24 protein-coding genes and 1 tRNA gene are annotated in these 19,297 nt (G+C 61.9%); 6 read left to right on the top strand and 19 right to left on the bottom strand.

Annotated elements, in window-relative coordinates; genetic code table 11:
• Positions 1-38: 38 nt before the first annotated feature.
• Complete coding sequence (locus tag F4827_RS22180) at positions 39-884, top strand: ABC transporter permease (protein ID WP_183727279.1); 846 nt, start codon at positions 39-41, stop codon at positions 882-884.
• A gap of 16 nt (positions 885-900) precedes the next feature.
• Here the strand turns inward: F4827_RS22180 and F4827_RS22175 are convergent, their stop codons facing one another.
• The 3 genes from F4827_RS22175 to F4827_RS22165 all read right to left on the bottom strand — a co-directional run bounded on the left by F4827_RS22175 (position 901) and on the right by F4827_RS22165 (position 3,920).
• Positions 901-1,323, bottom strand: a complete 423-nt coding sequence (locus tag F4827_RS22175; protein ID WP_167066288.1) for a hypothetical protein — start codon at positions 1,321-1,323, stop codon at positions 901-903.
• Positions 1,324-1,522: 199 nt separating this feature from the next.
• Positions 1,523-2,629, bottom strand: a complete 1,107-nt coding sequence (locus F4827_RS22170) for a permease (protein WP_183727095.1) — start codon at positions 2,627-2,629, stop codon at positions 1,523-1,525.
• Positions 2,630-2,867: 238 nt separating this feature from the next.
• Positions 2,868-3,920 carry an NADP(H)-dependent aldo-keto reductase gene (locus tag F4827_RS22165; RefSeq protein ID WP_183727093.1) on the bottom strand — a complete coding sequence of 351 codons (1,053 nt, stop codon included), beginning with the start codon at positions 3,918-3,920 and terminating at the stop codon, positions 2,868-2,870.
• A 231-nt stretch (positions 3,921-4,151) separates the two neighbouring features.
• On the opposite strand from F4827_RS22165, the gene F4827_RS22160 reads away from it, so the two are divergent.
• Positions 4,152-4,394, top strand: a complete 243-nt coding sequence (locus tag F4827_RS22160; RefSeq protein WP_183727091.1) for a hypothetical protein — start codon at positions 4,152-4,154, stop codon at positions 4,392-4,394.
• 139 nt (positions 4,395-4,533) lie between these two features.
• Here F4827_RS22160 and F4827_RS22155 read toward each other — a convergent pair whose 3' ends face one another.
• Positions 4,534-4,806: a hypothetical protein gene (locus F4827_RS22155; protein WP_167066278.1), complete on the bottom strand. Its 273-nt coding sequence runs from the start codon at positions 4,804-4,806 to the stop codon at positions 4,534-4,536.
• Positions 4,807-5,261: 455 nt separating this feature from the next.
• On the opposite strand from F4827_RS22155, the gene dusA reads away from it, so the two are divergent.
• The 3 genes from dusA to F4827_RS22140 all read left to right on the top strand — a co-directional run bounded on the left by dusA (position 5,262) and on the right by F4827_RS22140 (position 7,247).
• Positions 5,262-6,287, top strand: a complete 1,026-nt coding sequence (dusA, locus tag F4827_RS22150; protein WP_183727089.1) for a tRNA dihydrouridine(20/20a) synthase DusA — start codon at positions 5,262-5,264, stop codon at positions 6,285-6,287.
• Between the two features lie 108 nt (positions 6,288-6,395).
• Positions 6,396-6,471: transfer RNA gene (locus tag F4827_RS22145), tRNA-His, on the top strand.
• A 47-nt stretch (positions 6,472-6,518) separates the two neighbouring features.
• A complete protein-coding gene (locus F4827_RS22140; RefSeq protein WP_183727087.1) occupies positions 6,519-7,247 on the top strand; it encodes an SEC-C metal-binding domain-containing protein in 729 nt (242 codons plus the stop codon).
• A gap of 172 nt (positions 7,248-7,419) precedes the next feature.
• Here F4827_RS22140 and F4827_RS22135 read toward each other — a convergent pair whose 3' ends face one another.
• The 10 genes from F4827_RS22135 to F4827_RS22090 all read right to left on the bottom strand — a co-directional run bounded on the left by F4827_RS22135 (position 7,420) and on the right by F4827_RS22090 (position 14,530).
• Positions 7,420-8,148: a hypothetical protein gene (locus F4827_RS22135; protein ID WP_183727085.1), complete on the bottom strand. Its 729-nt coding sequence runs from the start codon at positions 8,146-8,148 to the stop codon at positions 7,420-7,422.
• A 168-nt stretch (positions 8,149-8,316) separates the two neighbouring features.
• A complete protein-coding gene (locus F4827_RS22130; protein ID WP_183727083.1) occupies positions 8,317-8,691 on the bottom strand; it encodes a hypothetical protein in 375 nt (124 codons plus the stop codon).
• Positions 8,692-8,715: 24 nt separating this feature from the next.
• Positions 8,716-9,051 carry a hypothetical protein gene (locus F4827_RS22125; RefSeq protein WP_183727081.1) on the bottom strand — a complete coding sequence of 112 codons (336 nt, stop codon included), beginning with the start codon at positions 9,049-9,051 and terminating at the stop codon, positions 8,716-8,718.
• On the bottom strand, positions 9,048-9,638 hold the full coding sequence (locus tag F4827_RS22120) for a lysis system i-spanin subunit Rz (protein WP_183727079.1): 591 nt from the start codon (positions 9,636-9,638) through the stop codon (positions 9,048-9,050). Before F4827_RS22120 ends, F4827_RS22125 begins: the two co-directional genes overlap by 4 nt.
• Position 9,639: 1 nt before the next feature.
• Positions 9,640-10,140 carry a lysozyme gene (locus F4827_RS22115; RefSeq protein ID WP_183727078.1) on the bottom strand — a complete coding sequence of 167 codons (501 nt, stop codon included), beginning with the start codon at positions 10,138-10,140 and terminating at the stop codon, positions 9,640-9,642.
• On the bottom strand, positions 10,141-10,302 hold the full coding sequence (locus F4827_RS22110) for a hypothetical protein (RefSeq protein ID WP_183727076.1): 162 nt from the start codon (positions 10,300-10,302) through the stop codon (positions 10,141-10,143).
• A 56-nt stretch (positions 10,303-10,358) separates the two neighbouring features.
• Positions 10,359-10,556, bottom strand: coding sequence for a hypothetical protein (locus F4827_RS22105; RefSeq protein ID WP_183727074.1), 198 nt, complete (start codon positions 10,554-10,556; stop codon positions 10,359-10,361).
• 79 nt (positions 10,557-10,635) lie between these two features.
• On the bottom strand, positions 10,636-11,007 hold the full coding sequence (locus tag F4827_RS22100) for a hypothetical protein (protein ID WP_183727071.1): 372 nt from the start codon (positions 11,005-11,007) through the stop codon (positions 10,636-10,638).
• On the bottom strand, positions 11,001-13,262 hold the full coding sequence (locus F4827_RS22095; RefSeq protein WP_183727070.1) for a hypothetical protein: 2,262 nt from the start codon (positions 13,260-13,262) through the stop codon (positions 11,001-11,003). Before F4827_RS22095 ends, F4827_RS22100 begins: the two co-directional genes overlap by 7 nt.
• 608 nt (positions 13,263-13,870) lie before the next feature.
• Complete coding sequence (locus F4827_RS22090; protein WP_183727068.1) at positions 13,871-14,530, bottom strand: SOS response-associated peptidase; 660 nt, start codon at positions 14,528-14,530, stop codon at positions 13,871-13,873.
• 438 nt (positions 14,531-14,968) lie between these two features.
• Between F4827_RS22090 and F4827_RS22085 the strand changes: the two genes are divergently transcribed.
• Positions 14,969-15,337, top strand: a complete 369-nt coding sequence (locus F4827_RS22085; RefSeq protein WP_183727065.1) for a DUF805 domain-containing protein — start codon at positions 14,969-14,971, stop codon at positions 15,335-15,337.
• 6 nt (positions 15,338-15,343) lie between these two features.
• Here the strand turns inward: F4827_RS22085 and F4827_RS22080 are convergent, their stop codons facing one another.
• The 5 genes from F4827_RS22080 to ssuD all read right to left on the bottom strand — a co-directional run bounded on the left by F4827_RS22080 (position 15,344) and on the right by ssuD (position 19,012).
• Entirely contained in the window at positions 15,344-15,586 is a 243-nt protein-coding gene (locus F4827_RS22080) for a DUF6566 family protein (RefSeq protein WP_183727063.1), read from the bottom strand.
• A gap of 110 nt (positions 15,587-15,696) precedes the next feature.
• The gene (locus tag F4827_RS22075) at positions 15,697-15,912 is read right to left on the bottom strand and encodes a molybdopterin-binding protein (RefSeq protein ID WP_183727060.1); all 216 of its coding nucleotides are present in this window, start codon (positions 15,910-15,912) and stop codon (positions 15,697-15,699) included.
• An 81-nt stretch (positions 15,913-15,993) separates the two neighbouring features.
• Positions 15,994-16,908 carry an ATP-binding cassette domain-containing protein gene (locus F4827_RS22070; protein ID WP_183727058.1) on the bottom strand — a complete coding sequence of 305 codons (915 nt, stop codon included), beginning with the start codon at positions 16,906-16,908 and terminating at the stop codon, positions 15,994-15,996.
• Complete coding sequence (ssuC, locus tag F4827_RS22065) at positions 16,905-17,765, bottom strand: aliphatic sulfonate ABC transporter permease SsuC (protein ID WP_183727055.1); 861 nt, start codon at positions 17,763-17,765, stop codon at positions 16,905-16,907. The genes F4827_RS22070 and ssuC overlap by 4 nt, the downstream gene beginning before the upstream one ends.
• An 89-nt stretch (positions 17,766-17,854) precedes the next feature.
• Positions 17,855-19,012: an FMNH2-dependent alkanesulfonate monooxygenase gene (ssuD, locus tag F4827_RS22060; RefSeq protein WP_183727053.1), complete on the bottom strand. Its 1,158-nt coding sequence runs from the start codon at positions 19,010-19,012 to the stop codon at positions 17,855-17,857.
• Positions 19,013-19,297: the final 285 nt, after the last annotated feature.

The raw sequence follows: 19,297 nt of genomic DNA, 5'->3' as shown, positions 1-19,297 counted from the left end.
CGCGACCGACTAACTACGAGAACAACGCCGCTCCGCTCATGCAAACCCGTACTCAACCGCCGCCGCCCACCGGCTCGACACGCTCGACCGACAAACCGCAGCGCGAGCCACGCGCCGCGCTGCCCTCGAACGCCACGCACTGGATCGCGGTGTGGCGGCGCAACTATCTGGTCTGGCGCAAGCTCGCCATTGCGTCGATGTTCGGCAATCTCGCCGATCCCATGATCTATCTGTTCGGGCTGGGTCTCGGCCTCGGGCTGATGGTCGGCCACGTGCAGGGCGTGTCGTACATCGCCTTCCTCGCGGCCGGCACGGTGTCGTCGTCGGTGATGATGTCGGCGAGTTTCGAGTCGATGTACTCGGGCTTTTCGCGCATGCACGTACAGCGCACGTGGGAGGCGATCATGCACACGCCGCTTTCACTCGGCGACGTGGTGCTGGGCGAAGTGATGTGGGCCGCCAGCAAGTCGATGCTCTCGGGCGCGGCCATCATGATCGTGGCGGGCGGACTTGGCTACGCGAGCTTCCCGTCGATGCTGCTGGCGCTGCCGGTGATTGCGCTCGCGGGCCTGGCCTTCGCAAGCTGCGCGATGATCGTCACCGCGCTCGCGCCGTCCTACGACTTCTTTATGTTCTATCAGACGCTCGTGCTCACGCCGATGCTGCTGCTCTCGGGCGTGTTCTTCCCGATCACGCAACTGCCGAGCGCCGCGCAGCACGTCACGCTGATGTTGCCGCTCGCGCACGCCGTCGACCTGATCCGCCCGGCCATGCTCGGGCGTCCGGTCGAGCACGCCGCACTGCATCTGGGCGTGCTCGTGTTCTACGTCGTCGTGCCGTTCGGGATCGCTTCGATCCTGTTCCGGCGCCGCATGATGCGCTAGACGCCGCGACAAGCGCTCAGTCTTCGTCGTCGCCCCAGGGAATGTCGACGTCCGAGATAAAGGCGACCGTGGCGAACGGGCCGCCTTCCTGTCGCCCGATCTTGCCGTCCGAGCGATGCCATTCCACCCGGAATACCGTCGCCTGGGTCTGCGCATGCAGGCGCACCGTGCGGATCTCTTCCGGGTCCGCCTCTTCGACGGGTTCGTCGAGCGATATCAGCAGTTGCTGCGGCCAGAGGCCGTCGGCGGGATCGTAAATGCGGTCGCCGTCAGGGATCGACACGTGCGCCTGCACGCCGATGGTCGCCGAGGCCTCGACGATCATCTTGCCGAGCGCGCGCAGCACTGCCGTGGCGCGAGCGGAGTTGGCCTGGCGGATGGCGAGGTCGCCTCGCGTGAGCGCCTGTTCGAGTTTCGGATTGGTTTTTTGCTTTGCCATGCCGGTTCCTGGGCCTGAGCCCTCGTCGATGTGGCGGACCTTGCGGCCTGCCACGGTCTATACGTGATCCTTATCGATTCAACCTCGCACCGCAGTCATTCGAGAACCGCCCTCGCCCCTGCGAAAGCGTCCCTCGCGCGCTGCGCCTGAATCGTCACTTACCGTCTCTTACCGCCACTTACCGCCACTCAGCGTCACTTCATGACGCGCCCAGGCCCAGCACAACCGCCGCCAGCCCGGACACGATGCCGAACAGCACCACCACACACGCCACCAGCGTCAGCACGCGCGGACGGAACGAGCCCGCCAGCATCGCGAGCGACGGCACGCTCACGGGCGGCAGCGTCATCAGCAGCGCCCCGGCCGGGCCGACGCCCATGCCGAGTGCGAGCATCGCCTGAATGATCGGCACTTCGCCCGCCGTCGGAATCACAAACAGCATGCCCGCCACCGCGAAGGCGACGATCCAGCCGATGCTGCTGGTGACATCCGGCCCGATGTGCGGAAAGAGCCATGCGCGCGCCGCGCCAAGCAACAGCACGAGCACGATGTATTCGGGCACGAGCCGCACGGCCATGCGCGCGAAAATGCGCGCCCAGCGCACGAACACGTTACCGCCTTCGGCCTGCTGCCGCGCGAGCAGCGCAAGACGCTCATCGGCGGCGCTCGCTTCCTGGGGCGTCACCAGCCGGTTGGCCAGCCAGCCGAGACCGAACACCAGCAACACCCCGAGCACAAGGCGCAGCGCGCTCCACTGCCAGCCGAGCACGAATCCCATGAACACCAGCGTGGCCGGATTGAGCACCGAATTGCCGAGCCAGAATGCAATCGCACCGCCGGTCGAGGCATTGCGCGCACGCAGCCCCGCCACCACGGGCGCGGCGCAGCAGGTACACATCATGCCGGGCACCGAGAGCAAGCCGCCGGCCGCCACGCTGCCGAAGCCGCGTCGCCCCAGCACACGCGCGACCCATTGCACCGGCAACAGCGCCTGCAAGCCCGAGCCGAGCAGCAAGCCCAGCACCATCGCCTGCCAGATCGCCTTGCCATAGGCCAGCGCGTAGTCAAGCGCCGCGTTCAGCGACGGCGCGGGCGCACTGGCCGCGCCGCCCATCAGGATCGACTTGCCGATCGAATGCGTCGATTCGGCGGTGAAAGCGCGGTGGTAGTACGGGAACCACTTCACGTAGAACAGACCGGCTACCGCCAGCAGGACGAAAATGGCCCAACCGTAGCCAGGCGGCGCGGGTATCGCCTGGGTTGGCTGGGATGGTCGCGGCGATTGCGCATTCGGGGCGCTCGTCATCGTGGGGAACTCCGCAAAGGGCTATCGGAACAAGAGAATCCAGGCAAGCCGTGCAGGGTCTGCACGCGGCTCACGGGTGTTGCCAGGATCGTAGTGCATGCCTTGCGAATCGCCAACGATTTTGGCCAGGCGATGTGGGGCGAAGATGTGGAGCGAAGCGCGGTTGCGCGCGCGTCACCGCTATCCAGCACGTCCAGCCTGGCACCCGGCAGCGCGACCGCCGGATGACCGACGCCATTTACGGCGCGGGATTCGGCTGCAGTTCATGCAGCGCGTCGATGCGCGCGAGCACGTCGGCCGGGAGCTTCACGTCGACGCTGGCGATGTTTTCCTTGAGCTGCGCAAGGCTGGTCGCGCCGATCAGGTTGCTGGTGACGAACGGCCGGCTGTTCACGAAGGCCAGCGCGAACTGCGCAGGCGTGTAGCCCAGTTCCTTCGCGAGGGCCACGTAACGCGACGTGGCCGCCACCGCCTGCGGCTTGCTGTAGCGCTGGAAGCGCTCGAACAGCGTGATGCGCGCGCCATCCGGGCGCGCCCCGCCCTCGTACTTGCCCGAGAGCCAGCCAAACGCCATCGGCGAATACGCGAGCAGGCCGATACCTTCGCGATGCGAAAACTCGGACAGCCCCGCCTCGAAGGTGCGGTTCACCAGACTGTACGGATTCTGGATGCTGACGATGCGCGGCAGGCCGAGTTTTTCGGCGGCGCGCAGGAATTGCGCCACGCCCCAGGGCGTCTCGTTCGACACGCCGATATGGCGCACCTTGCCCGCTTTCACGAAGTCCGCGAGCACCGAGAGCGTTTCCTCGATCGGCACGGTGTAGGCGTCGTCCACCCACGGGTAGGCCGCACGCCCAAACGTCATCGTGCTGCGATCGGGCCAGTGCAACTGGTAGAGATCGACGTAATCGGTCTGCAGGCGCTTGAGGCTGCCGTCGAGCGCTTCGGTCAGATTCCTGCGGTCGAACTGGTTGCCTTCGCCGCGAATGTGGCGTGGATTGTGCGGCTGACGCGCGGGCCCGGCGATCTTGGTGGCCAGCACGATGCGCTCGCGCGCGGCGCGATGCTGCGCGAGCCACGTGCCGATGAAGCGCTCGGTCTGGCCTTGCGTTTCCGGACGCGGCGGCACGGGATACATTTCCGCGGCGTCGATCAGCGTCACGCCCTGATCGCGCGCGTAGTCGATCTGCTCGTGCGCGTCGCGTTCGCTATTCTGTTCGCCCCACGTCATCGTGCCGAGGCCGATCAGACTGACCTGGACGTCCGTGTCGCCGAGTGTGCGGTATTCCATCGAAGCGTTTTCCATCTTGGGTTGGGGGGAACGTAAAACCTATCATGCTGGCCGATTTTTTTCAGGAAACGAAAAAGCCGGGGCAGCCCTGCGCCGCCGGCTTTGCGCTTTGTTCCGGCGGCGGACCGCCGTGATATTCGTTCGCGGGCGGCAGCCCTGGCGCAGGACGTGCCAGAATCATCCGGTCGCCAGCAAGCGGATCCTGAAACCCTGCATCGCGGAGGAAACAGCATGGAAAACCGGCGCAGCTACGAATATATGGGCTTCGACATGACCGCCGGCGTGGACGGCAGTCGAGAAACGGGTTTCACGATCACGACCCAGACAATCCACAGCCTGACCGATGCAACCCACGCCGATGTCCCCATCGACGGCATCGCCGGGGATCGCTTCCCGACTCAGGACAACGCCTTCGACGCCGCGTTCGACCGCATCCGCGAGGCTATCGACCAGCGCGTGCGCGAGGCGTCGTAAGCCGCCGCCACTCTTTAAGCCCGCAGACGGCGCAGAAATGCAAAAACGCCGGGATCGTAACGACTCCCGGCGTTTGGGCCGCCCGCTAAACGGGCGGCGCTTCGGACAGCGAGACCCGGCGATCAGCCTGGTGGCCCGCTTAGTTGCCGAAGTAGACTTGCTGTGCGCGCGGCGTTTGCGTGTGAGCGCCCGATTGGGTCGCTGCACCTGCAACACCGCCGTACGACGAATCGACGCCTTGCTGCTGGGCGCGTTCGGCGGCCACGGTCTGTTCGCTCTGGCCTTGCTGCGAAGCCGGGGCGCCGACGTTAGGACGGTAGAACGGTGCCGGGCCGTAGCCGCTGGCGAATGCCGGAGCAGCGATGGAAGCGGAAGCTGCGACGAGCAGTGCTGCGATCAGTTTGGTCTTCATGGTGGACTCCAATATCCGGTTCAACTTGCGGTAGGGAAAGGCGCCGCACCTGGGAGGTCAGAGCCCACGAGCTGCGTCAGTGAGACTTAGTGTATACACCTACTATCGGAAAATAATCTCGATAATCCGAATTGTTTATTCCGACTTCGGAAACAATCCGGATTCGCGCTCCTGGCTTGGCTGAGCGACGAACAGACCCTAAAAAGGCATCCCAAAATATTTTTCGCAACGCAACATTGGCGTGGCGGATTACATAACGGCAGAAGGGTCTTTAAACCCGGAAGATCCGCTGGAAACGCTGCCGATACCGGTTACGCATGCGTTTGCAAACGTCGTATCGATCACGCAGAAACCGCTTGGCGCAGTGCAAAAACGCCAACGGCGATTGCTGCAAATTGCGATAAAATGCAAGGTTGTTCCACGCCTTCCGCGCGTTGATTGCGCACGTAATCGCCATGTCTTCAAACCGTATCGCCAGCCCTCGCCGCGTGTCCGTGGCGCCCATGATGGACTGGACAGATCGCCACTGTCGCTCGCTGCACCGCTTCATCTCCCGGCACACGTGGCTCTATACAGAGATGGTGACGACAGGCGCCCTGCTCCACGGCGACGTGCCGCGCCATCTCGCCTTCACGCCTGAAGAAGCGCCCGTCGCCCTGCAACTGGGCGGCAGCGAACCCGACGACCTCGCGCGCTGCGCGAAGCTCGGCGAGCAATGGGGTTATGACGAAATCAACCTGAATTGCGGCTGCCCGTCCGAGCGCGTGCAGCGCGGCGCGTTCGGCGCGTGCCTGATGAACGAGCCGAAGCTGGTGGCCGACTGCGTGAAGGCGATGCGCGACGCGACCTCGGTGCCGGTGACGGTCAAGCATCGCATCGGCGTGGATGCGGTCGAGGACTACGCGTTCGTGCGCGACTTCGTGGGCACGATTGCCGATGCAGGCTGTGAAGTTTTTATCGTGCACGCGCGCAATGCGATCCTGAAGGGTCTCAGCCCGAAGGAAAACCGCGAGATCCCCCCGCTCAAATACGATTACGCCTACCAGCTCAAGCGCGATTTCCCGCGGCTCGAAATCATCATCAACGGCGGCATCAAGACGCTCGAAGAAGTCGAGACGCATCTTGAGCACGTCGATGGCGTGATGCTGGGGCGCGAGGCTTATCACAACCCCTACGTGCTGGCCGATGTCGACGCGCGTTTCTACGGCGCGAGCGGCCCGGCCCTCACGCGCGACGAAGTGGAAGCGAAACTGATCGAATACTGCGCGAGCGAAATTGCGCGCGGCACCTACCTTGGTTCGATCACGCGTCACGCGCTGGGACTCTATCGCGGCGAGGTGGGTGCGCGCGGCTGGCGTCGCGTGCTGTCCGACAGCCGCGAGCTTGCCAAGGCCGATCTCGCTATCTTCGAAGCCGCGCGATCGCATCTTCGCGCGCCCCTCGATATATCGGTCAACGACGCCGCCGAACTTTCTTCATAATTTTTTGAATAAAGGGCTAGGCAAGACCGAGAAGGCATGTATATAATCTTGTTTCTTGATTGGCGCCGCTGACAAAGCAGCGACAAACAAGAAAACAGTCGGACAGTGGTGGCTGTAGCTCAGTTGGTAGAGTCCAGGATTGTGATTCCTGTCGTCGTGGGTTCGAGTCCCATCAGCCACCCCAAAAGATTCAAGCACTTACGAGTGCTCGCAGCGTAGAAAACAGGATTTTTGGAAGATGAAGTTCCAAATTTTGGAAGATGCGCTGTAAAAGAAAGCCCGCTAAATGCGGGCTTTTTTCATTCCAATCCGGGGGCGTGCATGGCGCAGATACCTGCAATCTGTCATTCGTGTGGCAAGACCTTTGCATCGGGCATCGTTCTTGAAGGTAGCGGACACAACAACCGGATTTCGGCAAACATCGGTTGCCCTTTCTGCGGCGGGATGGCTTCGATCGTGAGCGGCGTGTACGACCACGAGCGTGGCGTCATCAGCCTGGTGAAAGTGCTCACCAGCCCGGGTATGACCGCCGAGAAGATCGCGCAGATCCAGCAGATCCTTGAGGACGCGCGTCGCGCCGATAGCTCGGCAGAAGACATCAAGGCACGCCTTGAAGGTGTAGGTACCGGCTTTTCAAAGCTGCTCGATCTTGCGAACCGGTCTTCAGGATTGGGAACGTGGATTGGCGCTGCTTTGGCGGCAGTAGCCGTAGTGCAGGCAGCAAGCTCGGGCGGTCAGCTCAGTGAAGCAGACGTGCGCCGCATCGTAAATGAACAGCAGCAGCATCAAGTGGCCCCTGCCACCCCAGTTGGACCTCGCGTGCCGTTTGGTGCTCGCGCTATCAAGTTGCGCGAGCCAGCGCGCTCGGAATCCGGACAGCCCTCGCAGGGCGCACCGTGCCCGTGCGGGAGTGGCAAAAAGTTCAAGCGCTGCCACGGGCAGAAACGCTGGCAGATTTAGTGCGGTTTTCGTGGGATCCGCAGCACGTAATATTTCCGCTGGATCCTTCGGACCTCCAAGCCGATCACTGTCCAACATAAACAAAAGCCAGCACCGAACCCGAGAGTGAACTGGATAGACATATTGACCTCAACTACGAGAAAGCCCGCGGAGTTGCGCGGGCTTTGTTCATTTAGCCTCGCGCGATCGGTGGTTTTGCCCCGACGATGAGGTAAATCGTGCCGCGTTCCGCGTCGCCTTTTGACTCGATGACGCGTGCCGGCATCAGACGCGCGTCGACGAACGCTTCAACCATTCCGACGGCCGCCGATGCAACTGCGGCCTCGCCGCGATCATCAGGGTGGATGGCGACCACAAGCCCAACTGGATTGCCCGTGAAGACCCCCTGGTTCACGCCAGCAACATTCCAGCCAGCTGCGCGCATTTCCGCAGCGACCTGACTGGCGTAGTTCAAGCCCTCAGAGTCGCCGATGATCGACATGATCAGCAGCTTCGCCCCAGCATACTTTTTGAGCCTGCTGACAATAATCCTGTCTTGCTCCGGCTCGATAGCGCGCCATGCGATTTGCCTTTTCAGGCGGAGATTTTCAGCCTCTATATGGGCTGTCTGATTTGCCAGCACTGCGGCTTTCTCATTGGCGTTCGCGGCTTCCAGTTGAGCGTTCGCTGCCGATTTATTAGCCACCGCAGCTTTGGTGTTTGCGTCAGCTAGTTTTTCGCCCGATTCCCGTTGGTACACGGCGAGCGCCCTATCTTTGTCGTCAGAGATCTTGTTGCTGATTCTGTACTGCAACACCCCAGCCGCGATGCTCACAATCGTAAATATCGCAGCTAGCGAGGCCGCGACAAAATACGATATCGAGACAAATCTGAGCCACGCGTCATCGCTCATTCCAAACATGTAATGGTCCCCCGGATCTAATGGTGCAACGATTATCCTAGAAGACCGGTAGACGGTCACATACATCGTTTCGGACGCCGGCGAACTCCACGCGCCCCCACAGGACGGTCCCAAAACAGCGATAGGAGACGAAGTTCGCCACCGATCGCTGCTTTGCGATGTGTCGACTCAGACTGAGCCGACACCTGGCACAACCAATACAGTGCCTGCGCCGCTTTGAAGAACGACGGCGACGGTGTCATACACCGCCGCCTGTGCGCTCGAATCGACCGGTTCATTGGGCGGCTGCACTGAAATCTGCGTCCCCGGTGCAATCGGCACGCCCGCCTTCGGAGTGCCAGCCGTTGGAAATGCAGCAGTCGCGGAGCCCTGCCCGAAATTTGCCCACGCCCACGAGGTCGTCAGATTCGCGATCATGGTGCCCTCAAGCCGCTCCCCTGCCATGATAGTCACGCTGCTGCTCGCTGTTGTAGCGGCAAGCAACTGCCCTTTGCCTGTAGCCCGAAATGGCCACGACGGAACGGTATTGTCGGAATCCTGCATCGTCTACTCCTGAGGGTTCTAGAACTAGAAAAGCGAGAGCGGCCGAGCGTAGGTCTGTAACGCCCACGCGATCAGAGCCGAACTGCACGCCGGCATCACAACGTCGAGAAGCTTGTAGCGATCCCATTGCCAGGGGAACCAGCCAATCATCCACACTGTTGCGTCAGAAGCGCCCGGCGTCTTTGCCGCAGTCTCCATTTCGAGTTTCTTGCGTGACCAGTACCACACCACCACGGCCAGCGCACCGACGCCAAAACCGAACATCAGCCCGACCGGAATCTGGATCAGCAGCCCCTCGACACAGTGAGAAAGCGAAAGACGCCAGCGCGCGGCGGCGATCCATGCGAGCAATGCTTTCATTGGCTGGCCACCTCATCCGTCAGGCTGCACTTCCCCTCGATCATTCCTTGCTGCTGGAGGGTGCAGACGTAGTGCTGGAGATAGACAGCCTTTGCCCGAGCGTCGTCGTCGGCTGCGTCGACGATCCCGAAAAGAGCTGATCCAGCTGCTGGTGATAGGTCGGCTGTGCCACTGGCACCATCGCCCACGCCGCTGGTGCCGGCGCCGGGACCGCCTTGACCGCTACCGGCTGGATGGAAGTCGGACACTGCGATGCGCAGCCGCCGAGTGCCGTCAGCAATAGCAGCGCGGTTACGCGCGTTGTCTTCTTCATGGGCCTGTTTCTCCTTTTGAAGTTGGTCGTCGAGTGTGGCTATCTTGCCTTCGGCTACGGTATGCGCATCGATCGCACGGGTCTCGGCATCCAGCGCCGCTTTCGCGATCAGATTCAAGTCGTTCGCGTGCTGCTCGTTATCGCGCGCGTGAGCGGCCTGTTCGACGCTAAGTTGCGAACCGTAGTGGTTCAAGTCCAGCTCGTGCGTTACGCCGCCGCTGATCGCCGCGCCAAGCAGTGCCGAAGCCAGTCCGGTGATGAGGTAAGGTGACACGTCACTCTCCAAGGCACGCCGCACGATCAGCACGCCGTCTGTTGTAGATACCCGCGCAATGGCTGGCCGCGATCGAACAATCGAGACCACCTGCGAATCGCCACTTCATGAACTCATCGCATGCGCCCGGGAAGTCGCGCGCGATGTAACGCCTGCGTAGCGTGGAGCGCCTGTAATTCTCCAGTCCGGCGTTGTAGGCGAAATCGATCACCGCTACCTTCTGGCCATCAGCCAGCTGATCGAATCCAGGTGTCATCGCACGCACGCCGCTCGCATAACCAGCGAGACTCGTGCCCAGAATCTGCTTGCATTCGGCCAGCGTGTATCGGCGCATCGGGACGTTGGTCTCGCCATAGCAGACCGTCTGCACGTGACCGCCGATCGCGTCGTCATAAGGCTCAAGCGATACGCCCTCGCGACCGCCGGTGAAGCTGATCGATGCCGCGGCTACGACGGCACCAACAATCGCGGCCAGGCTCTTTTTCTGTGGACGAAAAGGCATTCAGTCCTCCAGACCATTTTGCTGAACGTACGAGCCAAACAGCCCCAGCGCGAAGATCGCAGCAGGCACCGAAAGGACAACCCACCTCGGCCATTGATCGATCACCGCGCCGGGCATCGCAGACCAGGCACCGGCCACTGAAGAGACCAGCGTGCCAAGCATCAACGCACGAACAGAATGCCGCTTGTGCGCCGAGCGCCAATACCGGACGCGACGCATTACGCCCCCCACTTCTTGAAGCCGCCCGCGGCACCATAGACGGCCAGCGCGACAAGACCGACGAGAAACCACTTCCAGGCTGCAGCAAGAATTCCCTTGCCAACATTCATCTGGAAGCGCTCGATCACACGTTCCTCGAGCTTCTCAGTGATCGCATCGATATCGGCATCGCTCAGCGTTCGCTTTTCTCCAACCATACTTCCCCCGTTGATGTAGAAAATGTGGCGAGTACTCCGCGCAGTGCGTCCGCGACCGCATGAGTCACGGCGCCTGCCTTTAGTCGATTTCGAGCGCAAAAAACACGGTTTTTGCCGTCGTGCTGCGCGTAGCGGAAGTGTTGGTGAACACGAGCCTGATCTGCCGATTGTTCGTCCCCGCATCACAGGCAGCGAATGCCTCGATAGCGTCGGCCGCAAAGCTCGAATCGATCGGCGTGACCCGTACCTGCTTGTTCATCGTTCGCGAGATGCACTGGTGGTACACGTAATGAAACACCGAATTATTCATAGGCGCGAGGCTCGGCAAAGTTGCCTGGCACAACACACGTTTCGCGTACTGGGCACCCCCGACCCCGCCGTTGTAGTTTGCTTCCCCAACAGTGGTCGTCGTAGAGATCGGCGATACGAAAACGCTCTGCGAATTCAACATCTCGAATGCGTTGTATGCGCCGACATCGCGAATCCGGATCGTATCTCCGGCGGACGGTACAGCGGATGCCGACTTGCCGCCCGGGATACCCATAACCGGCCCGATCCTGAAGGTGCAGAAATTGCCCGCCCAGTAGCCGATCGTGGCGTTGCCGTCCGTGGTGACACCATTCGACGAAGCATTGCCGGCGACAAACGGACAGACGAGCGTCGTCGGGGTCCCTTTTGTACTGTCCGATGCATAGCCCGCTGACAGCCAGTTAATATCGAAGTGACATTCGCATCGTGACTGTCGAGCCAATCGAACAACTGCTCCATTTTGAGAAGAGACGCGTCTGCTGACTGCAATGAACTTTTCAGGTTGAGCCATTTCGCGTTAATGCGATCAAGCGCGCCATTGCCTGCGCTGCCAGGATTACGTTCTAGCGGCACAGAAAGCTCTTTAAGCTTCGCAGCCTGCGCAATAGCCTCGCCCACTACCGAATCAAAGTCGCGCTCATCAGCACCATCAAGAAGCGTTTGCTTGGTCTTGCCGATGTGCGCAATCTGCTCGACCGTATCGCGCAGCCCGCGGAATTCGTCGACGGTCAGCTCAGAATAGTGCTTCTGATAGGCCTCATTGAGCAATTCTGTCGGTACGTACAGATCCTCGCCATTGTCACGTTGCCTGTCCGCCCACTCACGCAGCGACTTACGACGCGCTACCTCACGCTGCGAGGCATCGCCGAAATCAAAACGATCAAGCAGCGCGTGGATCTGGTCGAGGTAGTCCTGAGACATGCCCTTGAGCGTCCGCTTGTTCGCGTAGCGGTTCATCTCTTTTGCGCCGGACTGGATCTCTTCTGCCGCCTGTTTGGCGGCCACATACAGATGATGGTTGAGGACCTGCTGACGCTTGGCGACATATGCGCCTGCGTGATCACCATCGACAAGCGCCTGCTCGACGCGCCGCGCCGCGATCGCTTCGGCGCGCGAGTACTTCCCAGTGAGCTGAACGTCGCGCACAGTCTTGCCAGAGATCTGTTCTTTCGCCCATTGGCGCACGTCGTCGAGCGAAAACGCGTCCTGGTGAATGCGACGGCCTAGCGCGCGCAGTTCGATCTGCAGCGCCTTCTGCGCCTCCTGGTTATGGATGGCCTGCACGGCCTCGTCCTGTATCGAGCCGTCGGACAAAATGTCCGGTCGCTCTTCGGACATGCGGAAGTCGGTTCGACGGTCGATAATGTACTGGCGCGCCGTGCGGCGCTCGTCTGGCGTCTGCCGGATATCACGCTCCTGTTGCTCGAGCGAAACTAGCGCACGCACCAGTTCATCGCCGCTGCGAAAGTTGAGCACGTCCGCCATGTCGTCAGGGTGGAAACCACCGCGCTTGACCACTGTGCCCTTCGGCATTTTTTCCGAAGTGCCCGCGCCGTAGGCGGCATCGATCTCCTTCGCGGACAGCTTGCCGATCTTGATGCCCTCTGCGCCTTCGCCGAGTTGCCCCGTGCGCAGTGTCTCCAACGCCGAGATATCCGGACGTGCATCGACCTCGCGCGTAACGTCGGCCTTCACCTTCGCGCGATACGCATCGTAGTCGGACTGGCGCTTCTTGCGCACGTGCTCCATCACCTTCGGCAGCAACTCGCTGTCTGCTGCCGCGCTGGATGCCGCGATGGTCTTTTGATATTCGGCGAACTCGCGCTCGGTCATGCCAGCTGCAGCCGGGTCGGTGAACGTCGCCCGAAGGTGCTGCGTGCGCCGCGCGTTTTCGATCTCTTCGTCGGTAGCGACCAGGCGATCGAACACGCCCCGAATGCCGTCATTCATCGGCGTATTGAGGCTGACGATCGATTTATAGATCGAGGCGAGCCACGACTTGAACTTGCTGAAAGCGCTGGCGAGCGCGCCGCTCGGTGCCTTCCCCTCCATGAAGTAGGCTTCGGCGGCGCGGGCGAACTGCTCGTGATGCTCCACGGCGATTTCATCCCCGTCGCCCAGGCCCATCCACTTTCGCACCGTATCGAAATCCGATTTCAGCGCTTCGGGCGCATCGGGTCGCGCCGCGTCGGCCCGCAGCTCTTCGAGCCACAAATGCCCGCTCTCGTGCAACAGGGTCGAGAGATCGCGCCCCCGGAAAAGCTCGATCAGTGACTTGCCGTTGCCCATCGTGATCGCGCCGCGCGCATCAGCGTGGTCCTGCGCCAACTGCGTGCCGAGCGTCTCGGGCTGGTCAGCCGCCTTGATCTCGACAGCCGATTGCCGGTACAGATCCATCGGATCGATGCCAAGGCGCTGGGCGCGGGCCGCGTAGCGCGATGCATACAGCGAGCCATATACGGGTGTTCGGGCTCCGGCAGTCCGTTGCGCTCACACCACACACGCGTCAGTGCCACCGCGCCGAAATCGGAATCGGCGCGATCGTGTCCTCCATCGAACTGCAGGATCGCTGCCCGCTCAACGAAGAATTCGAGTGCATTGTCCATCGCCTGAATACTGTATAAAAACACAGTGCATCAGACGGAAAAGCGGGCTGAATTCTTTGGAAGATGGGGATTTGCACTCTTGCTGGTCAATGGTTTGCCGGATCGGTAAATTCCAAAAATACGACGTAACGCATTGTTTTTATTTAATATTTAACAAGGATTGTGATTCCTGTCGTCGTGGGTTCGAGTCCCATCAGCCACCCCAAAAGATTCAAAGCAAAAAGCCCAGTCCTTGCGACTGGGCTTTTTGCTTTGCGGGTCTGCTTCACGCGCTTGCTCGCGAGCGCCTCAACGCATCACGCGGATGGAAACAGGACCGGCAGGAACGGCCGGTTTCACCATTACCTGGCAATCCCAATCAATTACCCGCGAACGGCACACCGGAATCGCTCTACGCCCCTATCGCGCTATCGCGCTATCGCTGACCTTCGGCGCCACCGGCTGTGCCACCGCCTCCAGTTGCTCCGCAGGCAGAAGCCTCAAAAACGATCTGGCCTCATCCATCGACCGGCATGCCAGCCAGTTCTCATATTCCGAAGGCGGCAAGATCACCACTGAGCGCTTCTCGTCGCCTGGCTTGTGGAAGCGATTCATCAGCGCATGCGAGTCGGCGTTCACCGTCAGCATCGTGAACGAGAGCGCTCTGCCCTCCTCCTCCCCCCACTCCCGCCACAGGCCGGCAATCGCCAGGGGATCGCCACTCGCCATCCCGATTCGCCAGCGCACCGCCTTCCCCGTTTCATAGCACGACTCATAAAACGCCTCGCACGGCACGAGGCAAAGTTGTTGCCGCTTCCACGCCCCGCTGAACGACCGTTTTTCGCCAAGCGTCTCAGCGCGCGCATTCATCGTATCGAACACTCGCACGCCGGGCGGAATATGCTTGCGCGGCACCATGCCAAAAGTGGCGAGATCGGCACGCGGCACGCAGTCCACGCGCCGAATGATCGGCGCCGCATAGTCTTTGTAGATCTCGTCGCGCCAGGGGCTATCCGGCGGCTCGACGCCGAAATGCCGAAAAAGACGATCACGACGCGCGGCGGCGTAGTTCGTGCACATGGCGGCTCCTGTCGGGATCGTCTTATCTTAGCCGTGCCGCGTTCTTCCCGCACAGAACCGCGAGGCGATCACCTTCACCACACCATCGAAGTCAGGAAAGAAATCGAAATATCTCTTCGTATACTTCGCTGAGGCAATTTGATACCGTTTGATCTGATCGAAGGCACGGGGCCTGCTCTCCAACATCGGCGGGCTCCGGCTTCCCCTGCGCCGCGCTCTGCCCAGAGCGCGGCATTTTTTTATCCTCGATGCATTTACGCGTCCTGCCGGTTAGCCAATCAGTTCAAAGCAGATAAACCGATAATCGACACGGCTCAATGTCAATTAATCGTTAAAAGAAGTGCCTCCGGCCTTTCACTCGACTTCCATGCCTGCGTAGAATCGCTTTCCACCGGGGAAAGCCCAACGTTTCAATCGGCAACGGAAAGATCGATACACATGGAAAAATGGCTCGAAAGGCGCTTCAGATTTGGCGGGCGCGCCACGCGGCGCGAATACGCAGTGACGATGATATTGGTCTGCGTACTGTTTCTATTTCTCGATGCGATTGGCGAATCAGCCGGTTTCGGTGATTCTTTGGCCGCGGTGATTATCAGCGTTGTGATTATCTGTGTGGCTTTCTGGATTCCGATTGCGGCGATGGTGCGTCGCCTTCACGATATCGGTTTGAGCGGCTGGTGGTGGCTCATGATGTGCATGCCGTTTGGCCAGATCGGCATATTGCTGCTGTTCTTTGTCGGTCCAGACAGATTCGCTCAGACGCGTTTTTACTCCAATCCACGTAAAAACAACGTGAAGCCGGCCTGAACCCGCTCAGGGCGCCGCGCCGCGGTCGATCCATGCGCGGGCGGCTTCGAAACCGGCTTCGGCGGCCGCATGTTCGGTCGACCAGAGCCGCTCGATGTGGACCAGTTCCCAATCCTTGAGCACGACGCCCGCGCGCATCACCCGAAAATGCGCCTTCACGCCCGTGAGCACCTGCTCGACCGCGACTTCGATGTCGTAGTCCTTGTAGCGCTCTTCGTAGTCGCCCATGTCGAGGCCTTTCGGCTCCATGATCGTCCCTCCGCGGTGGCTTGCCGACCCATCGTAGCACTTTGGCGCCGGCCGCCAGCGAGGGACGCCCGGATGGGCGCATTCAGCGCGCTAACAGGCGCGCGATCCGCTCACAGGCGCGCGATCGACACCTCGGTCGACTTGACCAGCGCAACGACTTCCGAGCCGACCTTCAGTTCGAGTTCGTCGACCGAACGCGTGGTGATCACCGATGTCACCACGCCGAACGGCGTTTCGACGTCGACTTCCGAAACGACCGAACCACGGATGATTTCCTTGATCTTGCCGCGGAACTGGTTACGCACATTGATGGCGGTAATGCTCATTGATTCGGCTCCAGATTTTGATGAACGGATGGGATGAAAAGTTGATGTGTAAAGTGATCAGGCCAGCGATTAAAGCCGTAATCAAAGCGCCCAGCGCACGTCCGTTGGACGCAGGCTATAGGTCGAGTCCTGCGTAGGCTGTACCTGAGCACCCGGCGGTGTCTCGCTGCCCAGCACGCGTTGCAGCACGCTTTCTTCGAGCGCCGCGAAACGCGCATCGGCGCGCGCGCGCGGCCGTTCGAGCGGCACGCTCTGGTCAAGCGCGATGCGGCCCTGCTCCACCAGCAGGATGCGGTCGCCAAGCGCCACGGCTTCATGGACGTCGTGTGTCACCAGCAAAGCGGTGAAACGATGCTCGCGCCAGAGGCGTTCGATCAGCGCGTGCATTTCGATGCGCGTGAGCGCATCGAGCGCGCCCAGGGGCTCGTCGAGCAGCAGCAGGCTCGGACGATGCACGAGTGCCCTTGCCAGCGCCACACGTTGACGCTGGCCGCCCGACAGACGCGCGGGCCATTCATCGGCGCGCGCCAGCAGACCGACTTCGTCGAGCACTGCGCGCGCATCGTCGCGAGCGCCACGGCCGAGGCCCAGCATCACGTTCTGCAGCACGGTCTTCCACGGCAGCAGCCGCGCGTCCTGGAACATGATGCGTGTGTCGAGCGCCGCGCCCGCTTCGCCGCGCCGTTCCAGTTCGCCCGCATCGGGCGATTCGAGCCCTGCCACAAGACGCAGCAGCGTGGATTTACCGCAGCCGCTTCGCCCGACGATCGCCACGAAACTGCCGCGCTCGATCGAAAGATTGAAATCGTCGAGCACCACGCGCTCGCCGTAATGCTTGCCGACACCGCGCAATTCCACCGCTGGGTCGTGCGCGCGGGCATCGCTGCGCGGGTTGGTGTTCCGATCGATCGTGTCGTTACGCGAATGTTCGGCTTCGCCGTCGCGCTGACGGCCCGCGATGCCGCCCAAACCCGTGGCCAATGTGCTTGCGTTCATGCGTCACTTCCTCGTTGATACGCGGGGTGCCAGCGCAGCGCCACGCGTTCGAGCCACTTGGCGAGCACATCGGCGAGTTTGCCGAGCGCGGCATAGAGCAGAATGCCGACCACCACCACGTCGGTCTGCAGGAATTCGCGAGCGTTCATCGTCATATAGCCGATGCCCGACTGCGCCGAGATCGTCTCCGCGACGATCAGCGTCACCCACATCAGGCCCAGCGCGAAGCGCACGCCAACGAGAATCGACGGCAGCGCGCCCGGCAGGATCACTTCGCGATAGAGCTCGAAGCCCTTGAGCCCGTAGCTGCGCGCCATTTCGACCAGATTGGCGTCCACCGAACGGATGCCGTGGAACGTATTCACGTACACCGGGAAAAACACGCCGAGCGCGACCAGAAACACCTTCGCCTCCTCCTCGATGCCGAACCAGAGGATCACGAGCGGAATCATCGCCAGCGCCGGGATATTGCGGATCATCTGGATAGTCGAATCGAGCGCGGTTTCGACGGGCTTGAAAAGCCCGGTCGCCAGCCCGAGCGCAAGCCCGATTCCGCCGCCGATCGCAAAGCCCGAGATCGCGCGCCATGTACTCACGCGTACGTCCTGCCACATCTCGCCCGACTCGATCAGCGACCATGCGGCCTTCACGACCGCGAGCGGTTCGGGCAGCACGCGCGTGGATAGCGCGCCGGTGCGTGCGGCCAGTTCCCACGCGGCGAGAATCGCGAGCGGCACGAGCCACGGCGCGAGACGCCTGAGCGCTGCGCGCAGCAACCCGGCAAAAGGCCGTGCCGCACGCGGCGCGCGCGCCGCGCTTAAGGGTGCGGCAGCAGCGGTCACAGCGGATTGAGTCATCGATTCGTCCTCCTCTTGCAAACTTGCGGCGTGCGGGCGGCGCCTCGCGAGCCCCATCAGGCTCGCGTCGCCCGGCACGCCATGGCCGTTCAGCTCTGGCTGGCCTTCGGCAGATAGTGATTGCCGACCACTTCGCCAAACGGACCCGACAGCGGGCCGCCCGCCGTCTTCGCCTGGCGGCCCGGCAGCAGCGGGAACACCAGCTCGGCGAAACGGTAGGATTCCTCAAGGTGCGGATAGCCCGAGAGAATGAACGTCTCGATCCCCAGCGACGCGTATTCCTTCATCAACGCCGCGACCTGCTCCGGATTGCCCACCAGCGCCGTGCCCGCGCCGCCACGAACGAGGCCCACGCCCGCCCACAGGTGCGGATAGACCTCCAGGTCCTTGCGCGAGCCGCGCTTGCCGCCGTGCAGCGCAGCCATGCGGCGCTGCCCTTCCGAGTCCATCTTGCCGAACGCGGCCTGGGCGCGCGCAATGGTGTCGTCGTCGAGGCGGCTGATGAGGCGATCGGCGGCCTCCCAAGCTTCCTCTTCCGTTTCGCGCACGATCACATGCAGGCGGATGCCAAAGCGGATCGTGCGGCCGCGCTGTTCGGCGCGCGCGCGGATATCGGCGATCTTCTTCGCGACGGCCTCGGGCGGCTCGCCCCACGTCAGATAGGTATCGATATGATCGCCCGCGATCTCGTGCGCCGCCGGCGACGAGCCGCCGAACCACAGCGGCGGATGCGGATGCTGGACCGGCGGATAGAGCGCTTTGCCGCCCTTCGACTGCAGATGCTTGCCGTCGAAATCGATCGCATCGTTGGTATGCGAGGCTTCGAGCAGCTTGCGCCAGATATGCAGGAATTCGTCGGTGATTTCGTAACGCGTGTCGTGATCGACGAACACGCCATCGCCTTCGAGTTCGGCCGCGTCGCCGCCCGTCACCACGTTGATGAGCAGACGTCCGTTCGAGAGGCGGTCGAAAGTCGCCGCCATGCGCGCGGCCAGACCCGGCGAAGACAGGCCCGGGCGAATCGCGACCAGAAACTTCAGGCGCTTCGTTGCGGCGATCAGGCTCGACGCCACAACCCAGGCGTCTTCGCACGAACGGCCCGTTGGCAGCAGGACGCCTTCGTAACCGAGCGTGTCGGCTGCCACCGCCACCTGCTGGAAGTACGCGAGATCAGCGGCGCGCGCGCCTTCGGAGGTGCCCAGATAGCGGCTGTCGCCGTGGGTCGGGATGAACCAGAACACATTCATGCGTGACTCCTGCTTTTTGTTCGAGACGTAATAACGAAAGATTCAGCGAAAGATTCGGGATCAATAAGCGAATGGCGCGGCGCGAGCCCGAAAGGCAGCCGAAAACAGGACGAGTTTGTCCGCGCCCGCCTGGAGCTCCAGAGCGGCCGCAGGAATCGTTCACTGTTCGTTGACTGACGCGGGCAGCGGCGGGCCATGACGGCGGCGCCGTCTTCATGGGGAACCAGTCTAGGGATCGCCCTAAGCCTTTTGAACGATTTTTTTTAGCTTAGGTTTTCCACTTTC

Source organism: Paraburkholderia bannensis, assembly GCF_014200455.1.
GTDB classification, from domain to species: domain Bacteria; phylum Pseudomonadota; class Gammaproteobacteria; order Burkholderiales; family Burkholderiaceae; genus Paraburkholderia; species Paraburkholderia bannensis_A.
This window is presented reverse-complemented; position numbering and strand designations above follow the sequence as displayed.